Source organism: Candidatus Pantoea symbiotica (assembly GCF_056491525.1).
On the sequence record NZ_JBSZHR010000002.1, the window covers coordinates 646,773 to 660,144 of the forward strand.

7 protein-coding genes are annotated in these 13,372 nt (G+C 53.9%); 4 read left to right on the forward strand and 3 right to left on the reverse strand.

Annotated elements, in window-relative coordinates; all coding sequences use genetic code 11:
* The 4 genes from uraD (at position 1) to ACXIZX_RS03560 (ending at position 4,437) form a co-directional block, all read left to right on the forward strand.
* Positions 1-495, forward strand: coding sequence for a 2-oxo-4-hydroxy-4-carboxy-5-ureidoimidazoline decarboxylase (gene uraD, locus ACXIZX_RS03545; RefSeq protein WP_479403600.1), 495 nt, complete (start codon positions 1-3; stop codon positions 493-495).
* Complete coding sequence (uraH, locus tag ACXIZX_RS03550; RefSeq protein WP_479403601.1) at positions 492-827, forward strand: hydroxyisourate hydrolase; 336 nt, start codon at positions 492-494, stop codon at positions 825-827. The genes uraD and uraH overlap by 4 nt, the downstream gene beginning before the upstream one ends.
* Positions 828-1,097: 270 nt before the next feature.
* Positions 1,098-3,296: a catalase/peroxidase HPI gene (katG, locus tag ACXIZX_RS03555; protein WP_154195080.1), complete on the forward strand. Its 2,199-nt coding sequence runs from the start codon at positions 1,098-1,100 to the stop codon at positions 3,294-3,296.
* Between the two features lie 280 nt (positions 3,297-3,576).
* Positions 3,577-4,437 (forward strand): flagellin N-terminal helical domain-containing protein, encoded by an 861-nt coding sequence (locus tag ACXIZX_RS03560; protein WP_479404842.1) that lies wholly within the window; start codon positions 3,577-3,579, stop codon positions 4,435-4,437.
* A gap of 36 nt (positions 4,438-4,473) precedes the next feature.
* Here the strand turns inward: ACXIZX_RS03560 and ACXIZX_RS03565 are convergent, their stop codons facing one another.
* The 3 genes from ACXIZX_RS03565 to ACXIZX_RS03575 all read right to left on the reverse strand — a co-directional run bounded on the left by ACXIZX_RS03565 (position 4,474) and on the right by ACXIZX_RS03575 (position 13,247).
* Entirely contained in the window at positions 4,474-5,241 is a 768-nt protein-coding gene (locus ACXIZX_RS03565) for an amidohydrolase (protein WP_479403602.1), read from the reverse strand.
* Complete coding sequence (locus ACXIZX_RS03570; protein WP_479403603.1) at positions 5,229-6,389, reverse strand: pyridoxal phosphate-dependent aminotransferase; 1,161 nt, start codon at positions 6,387-6,389, stop codon at positions 5,229-5,231. Before ACXIZX_RS03570 ends, ACXIZX_RS03565 begins: the two co-directional genes overlap by 13 nt.
* A 285-nt stretch (positions 6,390-6,674) precedes the next feature.
* Positions 6,675-13,247, reverse strand: coding sequence for an Ig-like domain-containing protein (locus ACXIZX_RS03575; protein WP_479403604.1), 6,573 nt, complete (start codon positions 13,245-13,247; stop codon positions 6,675-6,677).
* Positions 13,248-13,372: the final 125 nt, after the last annotated feature.

Consider the following 13,372-nt stretch of genomic DNA (forward strand, 5'->3'; position numbering starts at 1 on the left):
ATGGATTTGATCAGCTTTAATCAGTTGTCACCTGAAGCCGCGCAGGCGGCGATTGCCCACTGCGTGGCGATTCCCGGCTGGCAACAGGCGCTGGTGGCGGCACGGCCTTATGCCGACGTTGCGGCTTTGCAGGCAGAAGCCGATCGCCTGGCGCAGTGTTGGCAAGCCGCTGAGCTTGAGCAGGCGCTGAGTGCCCATCCGCGCATTGGCGACAAAGTGGCGGGCGCGGACAAAGAGGCCACGCTGTCGCGCAGTGAGCAGTCGGCTATGCAGCAGGCGGACGGTGCGTTGCAATTGGCGATGCTGGCGGGCAATCAAACCTATGAGCAGCGGTTTGGCCGAGTGTTTCTGATTCGCGCCAAAGGGCGCAGCGGCGAAGAGATGCTGGCGGAATTGCAGCGTCGGCTTAACAACGATGCAGCGAGTGAACAGCGTGAAGCGCTGGCGCAGCTGCGTGAAATTACCCTGTTGCGGCTAAAGGAGAGCATCACATGAGCACCATTACGACGCATATTCTCGATAACGCGCTGGGCAAACCGGCGATTGGCGTGGCGGTTTCGCTCGAGCAAAATAGCCCGGAAGGCTGGCTGCCGCTGGTGGAAGGGAAAACCGACAGCGACGGACGCATCAAAGATCTGACGCCCGAACCGCTGGCACCGGGTCATTATCGTTTGACGGCGGAGATCGGCGACTACTTTGCTGCCGAAGGGCGCGATGCGCTTTATGTGAGCGCGCAGATCGATTTTGTGATTGGTGCCGCAGGCAGCCATTATCATCTGCCGTTTCTTATCTCGCCGTGGTCGTGGTCGACCTATCGCGGCAGCTGATCCGCGTTTAATCACGGCCGGTGCGCATAAATGCGCACCCTACAAAACCGAAACCGGCCTATTGCCGCATAAATTCCCATATCTGGCCCTTGTAGGGTCGCCATTCATGGCGACCTGGTCCACACCCATTTTGCGAAGCGCATCACGCGCTGCGCTTGAAAGCCAGTAACTATCAAAACCTTCGGTTCATCCAAATATATTCTTGGCTAAAGTGCAGCTAATCTTAGTCGCATATAAGAAAGCAATGTGAAGCCAATGGAGCCGATAAACATGAGCACGCACGACAATAACGATAATGCAGCAGCCGCAGGTAAATGCCCCTTTCATCACGGGGCGTCTGAAGAGAAAAGTGTTCTGGCGCGCGGCGCCGGTGGCGGGACATCTAACCGCGACTGGTGGCCCAATATGTTACGCGTCGACCTGTTAAACCAGCACTCCAACCGTTCCAACCCACTTAGTGACAACTTCAACTACCGCGACGAATTCAGCAAGCTGGATTACTCCGCATTAAAAGCCGATATCCGCGCACTTCTCACCGATTCGCAATCCTGGTGGCCAGCCGACTGGGGCAGCTATATTGGGCTGTTCATTCGCATGGCGTGGCACAGCGCGGGTACCTATCGCACCATCGATGGTCGCGGCGGTTCTGGTCGTGGTCAGCAGCGTTTCGCTCCGCTGAACTCGTGGCCGGATAACGTCAGCCTCGATAAAGCGCGTCGCCTGCTGTGGCCGGTGAAGCAGAAGTACGGTCAGAAAATTTCCTGGGCCGATCTCTACATTCTGGCGGGCAACGTCTCGCTGGAAAACGCGGGATTCCGCACCTTCGGCTTTGGTGCCGGTCGTGAAGACGTGTGGGAACCGGATATGGATGTGGATTGGGGCCACGAAACCGAATGGCTGGCGCATCGCCATCCAGAAGCGCTTGCCAATGCACCGCTGGGCGCCACTGAAATGGGCCTGATCTACGTCAACCCCGAAGGTCCGGAAGCCAGCGGCGATCCTAAATCCGCAGCACCAGCAATTCGTGCCACCTTCGGCAACATGGGCATGAACGACGAAGAGATCGTGGCGCTGATTGCTGGCGGCCATACCTTGGGTAAAACCCACGGCGCGGCAGAAGCCAGCCACGTTGGCGTTGATCCGGAAGAGTCACCGATTGAAGCGCAGGGCCTTGGCTGGACCAGCAGCTACGGCAGCGGCGTAGGTAAAGATGCCATCACTTCGGGTCTGGAAGTGGTGTGGACGCAAACCCCAACGCAGTGGAGCAACTACTTCTTTGAGAACCTGTTCAAATACGAATGGGTACAGACGCACAGCCCAGCGGGCGCAATCCAGTTCGAAGCGGTTGATGCGGAAGCGATTATCCCGGATCCGTTTGATCCGGAGAAAAAACGTAAACCCACCATGCTGGTAACCGATCTGACGCTGCGTTTTGACGAAGAGTTCGGCAAGATTTCGCGCCGCTTCCTCAACGATCCGCAGGCGTTCAATGAAGCCTTTGCCCGCGCGTGGTTCAAACTGACGCACCGCGATATGGGACCAAAAGCGCGTTACATCGGTCCGGAAGTGCCGAAGGAAGATCTGCTGTGGCAGGATCCGTTACCGCAGGCGATTCATCAGCCAACGCCGGCCGATATCAGCGAGATTAAAGCGCGCATTGCTGCTTCAGGTTTGAGCGTCAGCCAGCTGGTTTCAGTGGCCTGGGCTTCAGCTTCAACCTTCCGTGGCGGCGACAAACGTGGCGGTGCCAACGGCGCGCGTCTGGCATTAGCGCCGCAAAAAGATTGGGCGGTGAATGCCAGCGTAATCAATGATGTGCTGCCAACCTTGCAGAAGATTCAGCAGGAATCAGGCAAAGCCTCGCTGGCCGATGTGATTGTGCTGGCGGGAAGCGTAGGTATCGAACTGGCCGCTTCAGCCGCTGGCGTGGCAACGCAAGTGCCGTTTACGCCGGGCCGTGTTGATGCGCGTCAGGATCAAACCGACGTTGAGTCGTTCAACTTCCTGCAGCCGCTGGCCGATGGTTTCCGCAACTATCGTCGCAGCCCGAAAGGTTCTTCAACCGAAACGTTGCTGTTAGATAAAGCACAGCAGCTGACGCTGAGCGCGCCAGAATTGACGGTGTTGATTGGTGGTCTGCGTGTTCTCGGCACTAACTTTGACGGCGGCCAGCACGGCGTGTTCACTGACCGCGTTGGCGTGCTGAGCAATGACTTCTTCGTCAATCTGCTCGACATGCGCACCGCGTGGAAAGCCACCGACGAAAGCGAAGAGCTGTTTGAAGGCCGCGATCGTCTGAACGGTGAAGTTAAGTTTAGCGCCACACGTGCCGACTTAGTGTTTGGATCGAACGCTATCCTGCGCGCGTTGGCCGAGGTTTATGCCAGCAGCGATGCGAAGCAGAAGTTCGTGACTGACTTCGTCGCCGCATGGACCAAAGTGATGAATCTGGATCGCTTCGAGCTGTAATCACCAGCAGAAGCTATTCAACTTCAAAGCAAGGCAGCCGAAAGTGGCTGCCTTATTTTTTGCTGTTATTTCACTTAATGTCGAGATTATTGAAATTTTACGCTAAAAAAACAGCGTAATAATGCTGCCTGCTCGGGCGAAAATCGTAAGACCTGACTCAAACCGGTTCTTAAAGGATTCGAACACTAAAATACGCTCACTCCTGTGACGCTCTTAAGTAGGTGCGCAAAAGGCCCACAACGGAGCAACAACAGTAGGATAAATAATTATGAAAATATCGATGTATACCAATGCTATAAGCATGACTTCAACTCGATCGCTGGGCAAAGCCACTGATGCGCTGAGCGTTGCCATGCAGCGTTTGGGAACCGGCAAACGTATTAACAGTGCGGCTGATGATGCGGCAGGTCTGCAAATCGCCACCCGCTTGCAGTCACAATCCAATGGCATGACCGTGGCGAAGCACAATATCGCGCGTTCGAGTGCGATGATGTCGCTGGGTGAAGGCGCGCTGGAAGAGGTGACCAACGTGCTGCAGCGCATGAAGGAGCTCTCTACTCAGGCAGCCGATGACAGTTTCAGCGCTGAAGATCGTAGTGCGATGCAGTCAGAGTACGACGCGTTGTTCAGCGAAATGGATAACATCATGCGTAATACTCGTTACGGATCTGAGCCGTTATTGCAGAGCGTGATCCCGCCGGAAGTAAAAGGCAAGTTCACTTCTACCGTGCAATTCCAGATTGGTAGCTCAAGTGATGAAGTGCTGAAAGTAAACCTGGATAGCAAGCTGCAGGGTTCTGTGGATGCGATGTTAAACCTGGTGACCGTTCCGGGTAACCCAGGTGCGCTGGAAGATGCGACAACGGCGAACGACAACATTGATCTTGTCAGTGAAGCGTTGGAAAAAGTGCAGTCAGTACGCAGTGATTTCGGTTCTAATATCAACCGTTTGCAGTACACCGACGCTAACCTAAGTAATATGCGCGACAACACCGATATTAACATCGGTACTATTGTCGATGCAGATTACGCCATGGAAGTGACGAAAATGACACGCATGAACATGCTGATGCAAAGCAGCCAGGCAATGTTAAATCAAGGCAATGGCATCGCGAAAATGGCGTTGAATTTGCTGGGATAGTGCATTGAAACGCAGGGAACATCTCCCTGCGTTGTTTTATAAGGTAAAGTTATCTGCGTCGCGCCATGCCGGAAAACGCTCACGGTAAGCTTGCAACTCTTCGAGTGACAACTCCGCATCCAGACGCGCGCGCGCAAACGGCTCGCCAGCCGCCAGAATCTCACCCTGTGGCGAAATGATCCGGCTATCCCCACTGTATTGATGCTGATTGCCATCGCTGCCGACGCGGTTACAACCTGCAACATAAGCCTGATTTTCAATGGCACGCGCTAACAGCAGCGACTGCCAGTGCAAGGCGCGCGGTGCCGGCCAGTTAGCGACATACAGCGCCAAATCATAATCATTGTGATTGCGGGAAAACACCGGGAAGCGAAGGTCGTAGCAAATTTGCGGCAGAATACGCCAGCCGCGCCACTCAAACACTTCACGCGTTTCGCCCGCCACATAATGCTGATGTTCATTGGCCATGCGGAACAGATGACGCTTGTCGTACTGATGCAGCGTGCCGTTCGGTTCGACCAGCAAGAAGCGGTTTACCGCGCCTTTTTCCGTCTGGATCGCCGCACTGCCGCCGACTAGCGCGTTGCTGGTTTGTGCGTGCGCGTGCAGCCAGGCGACGACTTGATCCTGCGGCAGCGAACTTTCGGCGGCTTCCATAGCAAAACCGGTGGTGAACATCTCCGGCAACAGAATGATGTCGCGGCCTTCAATGCCTTTCAGCACGCCATCGAAGTGACGCAGGTTGGCTGCGCCATCCATCCAGCTCAGGGTTTCCTGCAGAACGGTAATTTTTAAAGCTGACATAGGCGCTCCGCAGCGGCGTCGAGTGTCGCCTCTTGTTTGGCAAAGCACAGGCGAATCAGCTTGTGCGGGAAGGGTTCGGCGCAGAATACCGACAGCGGAATCGCCGCCACGCCGACTTCTTTGGTCAGCATCTGGCAGAAACTCACGTCATCCAGATCGGAAATCGCGCTGTAATCCACCAGCAGGAAATAAGTGCCTTCACACGGCAGCACCTTGAATCGGCTGGCGGAGAGCTTCTGAATAAAGCGATCGCGGCGCGCGCGGTAGAACTCTGGCAGTTCACGATAGTGCTCAGGTTCCTGACGCAGCATATCGGCAATCGCCAGTTGCGCCGGTGTGTTCACCGAGAAAGTCAGATACTGATGCACTTTGCGGATTTCAGCGCTGATCGCCGCCGGTGCGATGCAGTAACCCACTTTCCAGCCGGTCATGTGGAAGGTCTTGCCAAATGACGATACCGCAATCGAACGTTGACGCAGTTCAGCATGCGCCAATACGCTGGCGTGGCCCGCTTCGGCGAAACAGATGTGCTCATACACTTCATCGCTCAGCACATAGATTTCCTGCTCTGCAATTGCCTGCCACAGCTCGGCGTAATCGCTTTTGTGCCACACGGTAGCGGAAGGATTGTGTGGTGTGTTCAGAATCACTAAGCGGGTTTTGCTGCTCAGCAGGCTACGGAATTCGTGCCAGTCAACGCGGAAACCCGGCGGCTGCAGGGCGATGCGTTTTAACACGCCGCCCGCCAGCTGCACGGCAGGCGCGTAGCTGTCGTAGCTTGGGTCGAAGCAGATCACTTCGTCACCGGGACGCACCAGTGCGGTAATCGCGGCGTAGAGCGCTTCGGTCGCGCCTGCGGTGATGGTGATATCGCTGTTAACGTCAGGCGTGTGGTCGTAAAGCGCAGCGGTTTTCTCAACAATCGCTTCACGCAGTGGCAATGTTCCTATCATTGGAGCGTATTGATTGGCGCCCTGGCTGACGTGGAAGGCCAGACGTTGTTGCAGGTAGCGTGGGCCGTCGAAATCGGGGAAACCTTGCGAGAGATTGATGGCGTTGTATTGCTGCGCGAGTGCGCTCATTTGCGTAAAAATGGTGGTACCGAGCGCCGGTAATTTGCTCTCGGGGATCAGGTTGTGCTGCGTCATTGTTTATGGCCTTAAGCGCGAATGTCGTTGCGGAGTCACCTTGTGTTGTCGTCACTATAAACAGGATAACAATTCAGGGCAATCCAGACGCTTAGAGGTCCAAATCAATATTGGTCGTTATTATTGAGTTTTGCCGATTAGCGATGAAAATTGCTGGTGATTCTGCAGGGTGCGCATAAATGCGCACCCTACGAAAAACGCGCCAATCCTTTGTAGGGTCGCCATTTATGGTGACCGAAAGACGCTTAACTGACGAGCATTACGCTATTAATGGCGACCCGCACATTACATGAGTTCCGTTTTCAATCCGGCCTGAATCAAAATTTCAACATCTGAGTTTTGATTGTGCCACACGTGATACTCAACGCCTGAAGAGGTAATAGTGCCCTTGGCCACTACCCATTCGTTAGCATCAAAGTTTTCCAGCTGACGGGCCAAAATCGCGCTATCACCTTCGTTACCCTTCACCTGAATCTGCTTCTTATCATCATCAATGAACAGGGCATGCTGTCCCAGAGCCAGCACATCTTCGGCACTGAGTGTTAGCTGATTATCACCGTCGCCACTGAGATCAATGGTGTTGAGGGTAGATAAACTTTTTTGCAGTGCTGACAGATCAAGTGATTGATTGCTGCCGGTTATGTTCAGCGTGTTAATCGCCAGTGGAGCATTATCATCCAACGTTACGCCATGGATGCCACTTCCATCCCATTCGGCATTTACAGCAATGTCGTTGACGGAGAAGGTCGACTTGTTATCAATAACGATGGTGAATTGGGGTGACCACGCGCTGGTATTACCGGCTTGATCGGTGTACTGAATGCGGAAGTCCCAGGCTTCATCATATAAAGGTGTCGCCGGTGTCCAGAACCAACTCCCATTAATGGTATCGGCCTGCACGGTCGCTGTTCCTAACCAGGCACCATTATCAATGCCATATTGAATGGTTACCGTGGCCCCTTTTTCAACATGGCCTTCAAGGGTTGGCGTACGATCTTTGGTTTTACCGTAATGGCCTACGTAACCACCCCAATTATCCCAGGTGACAGATGCCGTTTCTATGGCGGGTGCGGTAGTAGATTTATCCAACACCACATTTTTACTCTGCTCAGCGAGAACATTATTTTTGCTGTCAGCGACCTGAAGCTTATATTGCCAGTTACCTGAGTGCGCAGCATTATCCCTTGCCGTCCATGTTGTACCGGTGACAGTGGCTTTAGACCAGGAAACGCCGTTCCAGAAGTTCAGGGTTTCACCTGCGCCCAGTGCTTTACTGAGCGTGCCCGTTACATTACGTCCTGCGGTTCCATCATTGGTAATGAAGTCGGTTTGGCTGGTACCCGTATCCTTATCCATTTGCGAAAGCTTGATGGTAACGTTATTGGCATAGATAAATTCCCAGTCAGCAGACGAGGAACTCAGGAAGGTTCCCACTCCCATTTTCACATTGATTTTATGTAAGCCGACACTCAGGCCACCCGCATATTCCCATTCCCAATCACCTTTGGCGTCAGCTTTAACACTATCGATACGAGTGGCGCCATCATAGATGTAAACCACACTTTTAGGGTGTGCTTTACCTGCAAATTCGGGACTCCAGTCTGCGCTAGTGGCACCTGAAGGAAGTGCGACATTTTTGACATCATCGAAGGCTTTCTCAATGGTCGGTGGCGCAACGATGGTTATGGGGTAATAAACCTCTGGAGATATTCCGTGAATAGCAACAAATACATCACCAGGCGGAATGATCACAGTAGGCTTCCATTCCCATTGGCCATCACTGGACACGATTACAGTACCTTGGTCTAACGCTCTCGAGTTTTTATCCACGATATATACGTCGATTTTTTTGTTGGGCGTTGCGGTACCTTTGATCGTCGGCTGCTGGTCATCAGAATATCCGTTCTCTGGCACTTTATCGCTGCCACCCACGTAATCCCAAACTTCGAAGCTTGCTTTAATTTCGAGTGTCACAGTTTGCTTCACTGGCACTGAAACATTCCCGGCGACATCAACAGTGCGCACCTGATATTCCCAGTTGCTGGTGTGTACTTTATCATCGGTGAACCGCCATGCCGCCGAGCCATATAGCGTGGCTTCCTTCCAGGTTTTCCCGCCATCAAGCGAGTATTCAACCCTATCACCTGAGCTGTGTGGCTTAGCGAGTGAACCGTGAACCAGGCGATTTTTACTGCCATCGCTGGTTATCCAGTCTCGAGCTCCCACGCCATCATCTTTCTCCATATATTCAAATTTTGGATTGTTATCTGAAGGCGTGATGTCATAAATGACCTGGAACTCTTTCTCCGGCGAGAAATTCCCATCAGCATCAACAACGCGCAATTTATAGATCCAGTCGGCTGTGTGCGCGGTCGCATCCTGTGCTTTCCAGTTCTTACCGGTGACAGTGGCATTAATCCAGGCGCTGCCATTCCAGAACTGCAGCGTTTCACCAGCGACGAGTTTGCGGCTGATCTTGCCTACAACTTCACGGTTGGCTGAGCCATCATTGGTTATCAGGTCGGTCTGACTGATACCGGTATCTTTCTCCATGCTCGTGAGCGTGAAGGTGATCGGCTGAATGTTGATGTACTCAAAGTCCCACGGAGGGGAGAAGTCGCTCTGGAAGGCGTCTTTCTCCATTTTCACCGTGATGCTGTGCTTGCCGACGCTCATGCCTGTGGCATGTTCCCACTCCCAGGCTCCATTGGTATCCGCTGTGACGCTGCTTATCAGCTTGCCGTTGTCGTAGATATAGACAAGGCTGCCCGCTAGCGCTTTGCCATACAAACGTGGCGCGCTGTCATCGGTGGTTGCGCCGTTAGTCAGCCATTCTGAGGTTTGCCCGGCGTCATCAAAGGCTTTTTCAATGGTTGGGCCTTCAACGAGATTGAAAGTGTAAATCGCTGATTCAGCGCCTGATTTCTGACTTATTGCGATTACTTCCGTTTTACCCAGCGGCCATGGCGTGGGTGATGTCCATTCCCAGTTACCTTTGCTGTCCACAACAGGATAAGGTTTGGCAAATATATGCCCGGTTCCCGTTCCACTTTTATCCAGCAGGAATATAAAAATCTTATCCCCCGGTGTACCCGTACCTTTGAGCCTTGGGGTAAGGTCATCCGAATAACCATTCTGCAGCACGACATTACTGCCACCTACGTCATCCCAAACTTCAGTAATAGCTGGAGCTGCGTCGCCAAGTATCACGCTTTGTTTAACCGGCGTGGTGGTATTCCCCGCGATATCGGTGATGCGCACCTGATATTCCCAGTTGGTGGTATGCGCGTTGTTATCGGTAAAGCTCCAGAAGAGATTGTTTACCGTCAGCGGGTGCCAGGTCTTACCGCCATCGAGCGAGTACTCGGCGATATCACCGGTGTCGAGTTTTTTGTCAAAGATGCCTGATACGCTGCGTCCGGCGCTGCCATCGGATGTCTGCCAGTCGCCAGTTGTGCCATTGTCTTTACTCATCTCAACAAAGAACGCCTGAACAGCTGAAGGCGTGGTGTCCAGAACGACCTGGAAATCCTGCTCTGGCGATACGTCACCGAGGCTGTTGACCACGCGCAGTTTGTATTCCCAGTCGGCGCTGTGGGCCGTGGCGTCCTGCGCTTTCCAGCTCATGCCGGTAACGGATGCGTTGACCCAGGCGCTGCCATTCCAGAACTGCAGCGTTTCTGACGCGGAGAGCGCGCGGCTGAGCGTGCCGGTGACTTCGCGGTTGGCTGAACCATCGTTGGTGATGAAGTCGGTCTGGCTGCTGCCGGTGTCCTTCTGCATGCTGGTAAGGGTAAAGCTGACCGGCTGCATGCTGACGTATTCAAATTCCCACGGCTGCGAGAAGTCGCTCTGGAACGCGCCTTTCTCCATTTTCACCGTGATGCTGTGCCTGCCGACGCTCATGCCGGTGGCGTGTTCCCACTCCCAAGCTCCGCTGGCGTCTGCGGTAACGCTGTCAATCAGTGAACCGTTGTCGTAGATATAAACCAGGCTGTCAGGCAGCGCTTTACCGTACAGGCGCGGGGAGCTGTCATCGGTGGCATCGCCGTTAGCCAGCCAGTCTTTGTTCTGGCCGACATCATCAAAGGCTTTATCAACGGTTGGGCCACTGACCAGAGTGATGGTGACCGGTGCTGAAATTAAAATTGGGTCCAGGCTGACGAGGTCAAAAGAGACTTCCCCCAGTGGTAACGGTGTTACAGGCGTAAATTCCCACGTCCCGTCGGCATTAACAATAACCGAACCAATGCTGTCTATAGGACTGCCATTATAAACAGCATAAACATGTAACAGCTGGCCCGGATGAGCGATGCCTTTTAGTGTTGGCGTAAGGTCATCGGAATAACCGTTATCAGGCACTAAATCGTTACCACCAACGTTATCCCATACCTCGATTATTGTCGGGACAACATATTCTAACGTCACCGCCTGTTTCGCCGGAGTAGTCACGTTGCCGGCAATATCGGTGATACGCACCTGATATTCCCAGTCACCAGTGTGCACACTGCCGTCGTTAAAGCTCCAGCTGTTGTCAGCGGCGACGCTGAGTGTCAGCCAGGTCTTACCGCCATCGAGTGAGTACTCTGCGATGTCTCCGGCGCTCAGCGCTTTGTTCAGCGTGCCGTGTACGGTGCGCCCGGCGCTGCCGTCGGTGGTTTTCCAGTCTCGAGTATCTCTACCGTCATCTTTGGTCATGTGATCGAAGGTGACCTGCACGTCAGATGGCGTGGTGTCTAATACCACCTGAAAATCCTGCTCTGGCGATACGTCACCGAGGCTGTTGACCACGCGCAGTTTGTATTCCCAGTCGGCGCTGTGCGCCGTGGCGTCCTGCGCTTTCCAGCTCATGCCGGTAACGGAGGCGTTGACCCAGGCGCTGCCGTTCCAGAACTGCAGCGTTTCCGTAGCGGAGAGTGCGCGGCTGAGCGTGCCGGTGACTTCGCGATTGGCTGAACCATCTTTGGTAATGAAGTCGGTCTGGCTGCTGCCGGTATCCTTCTGCATGCTGGTAAGGGTAAAGCTGACCGGCTGCATGCTGACGTATTCAAATTCCCACTGCTGCGAGAAGTCGCTCTGGAACGCGCCTTTCTCCATTTTCACCGTGATGCTGTGCCTGCCGACGCTCATGCCGGTGGCGTGCTCCCACTCCCAGGCACCGCTGGCGTCTGCGGTAACGCTGTCAATCAGTGAACCGTTGTCGTAGATATAAACCAGGCTGTCAGGCAGCGCTTTACCGTACAGGCGCGGGGAGCTGTCATCGGTGGCATCGCCGTTAGCCAGCCAGTCGGTATTCTGCCCGGCATTATCAAAGGCTTTATCGACGGTTGGGGCAGATACCAGGTTGAGCGTAACGGGATCCGAAGCCAGTCCTGTCTTTGTCACCATATCAAAGGTAATTTCACCCAGCTGTAGTGCTGTTGATGGCGTCCACTCCCATGTGCCGTCTGCTTTGACGAGCACCGATCCTATTTTTTTGCTGTTGCTTTCGTTGCTGTAAAAGGCATAAACATCGAGCGTGGCTCCGGGCTGTCCGGTGCCTTTCAACGTTGGCATGAGATCGTCGGAATAACCGTTATTAGCGACCAGATCGTTACCGCCGTGGTTGTCCCACATTTCAGTAATGACGGGCATAATTTCAGCCAGCGTCACCGTCTGTGTGATCGGCACGGTAACGTTGCCGGCGATATCGGTAATGCGCACCTGATATTCCCAGTCGCTGGTGTAAGCGGCGTTATCGTTAAAGCTCCAGCTGTTGTCGGCAGCGACGCTGAGCGCCAGCCAGGTTTTACCGCCGTCGAGTGAGTATTCAATGATGTCGCCAGCGCTCAGCGCTTTGTTCAGAGAGCCATATACCGTGCGTCCGGCGCTGCCGTCGGTGGTTTCCCAGTCACGCGCATCGGTACCATCGTCCTTATCCATATGCCCGAAGGTAACCAGCACGTCGGATGGCGTGGTATCCAGCACTACCTGATGACTCTGCTCCGGCGTGGCATTGCCTGCCGCATCAACGACACGTAATTTGTACTCCCAGTCGGCGCTGTGCACGGTATCGTCCTGCGCCTGCCAGTTCATGCCGGTTACGGTGGCATCGACCCACTTGCTGCCGTCCCAGAACTGCAGAGTTTCGGAGGCGGCGAGGGCGCGGCTCAGCGTACCTTCCACGCTGCGTCCTTCAGAGCCGTCTTTGGTGATAAAGTCGCTGCCGCTGCTGCCGGAGTCTTTGTCCATGCGGTCAAAAGTGAATCCAACCGGTATCAAACCTGCGGAGGTCCAGCTTACGTTATCGATGTGGAAGCCGTAGTCACCGACACCCGGCTCATCGCCAGTGATGAGCTCTGCGCGGGCAATTAACATACCGGCGGGGGCGGTGAAGCTGAGGGTCTTGATATCAAATTGTTTGGCGGTGACGGAGCCGGTGTAGAAGAGCTTTTCACTGCCAATAAGGTTGCCATCAGCATCGTAAAAGTTAATCACCGTACTGTGGTTATGCAGGGCAAAGTAATCAAAGCTAAATTCGGACATGCCCTGAGAGCCAAGGCTGAAGTTGATGGTGCTTTTTTCACCCACCAGCAGGGTTTTGGAGTTGTAGCCGTACCAGTTGAATTCGGCGATTTCAAGGCGACTATTGTGATTCTGGATGATCAAACCCGTCTCAGTTTCGAGCTGGGCGCCGATGGCTACCTTCTGTACGCGCTCTTCATCAAAGCTTTCCCCGATCGGCGAGGCAGAGGCCAGCAACGTAGCATCGGTTACCGGTGCGGCGGAAACGGCCGGATCAAGGATATCGCTGGATGACTGAGGCAGTTCATCCTGCTCGGTACCGTAAGGGTTGTAACGATTCTTTTTGAAATCCATTTTCTTAACCATTGAATTGAGATAATGGCCGGTATCCTAAACAGGCAAAAAAAATACGCCGTACAGACATGTCTGTTATCCGGACAATATATTTTTGCGCGGGAGACTTAAGAAATGGCGAAGAG

Excerpts from the sequence above, each read along its gene's own strand:
- ACXIZX_RS03575 (WP_479403604.1), bottom strand. The coding sequence starts at position 13,247 with ATGGATTTCAAAAAGAATCGTTACAACCCTTACGGTACCGAGCAGGAT.
- ACXIZX_RS03570 (WP_479403603.1), bottom strand. The coding sequence starts at position 6,389 with ATGACGCAGCACAACCTGATCCCCGAGAGCAAATTACCGGCGCTCGGT.
- katG (WP_154195080.1), top strand. The coding sequence starts at position 1,098 with ATGAGCACGCACGACAATAACGATAATGCAGCAGCCGCAGGTAAATGC.
- uraD (WP_479403600.1), top strand. The coding sequence starts at position 1 with ATGGATTTGATCAGCTTTAATCAGTTGTCACCTGAAGCCGCGCAGGCG.
- ACXIZX_RS03560 (WP_479404842.1), top strand. The coding sequence starts at position 3,577 with ATGTATACCAATGCTATAAGCATGACTTCAACTCGATCGCTGGGCAAA.
- uraH (WP_479403601.1), top strand. The coding sequence starts at position 492 with ATGAGCACCATTACGACGCATATTCTCGATAACGCGCTGGGCAAACCG.
- ACXIZX_RS03565 (WP_479403602.1), bottom strand. The coding sequence starts at position 5,241 with ATGTCAGCTTTAAAAATTACCGTTCTGCAGGAAACCCTGAGCTGGATG.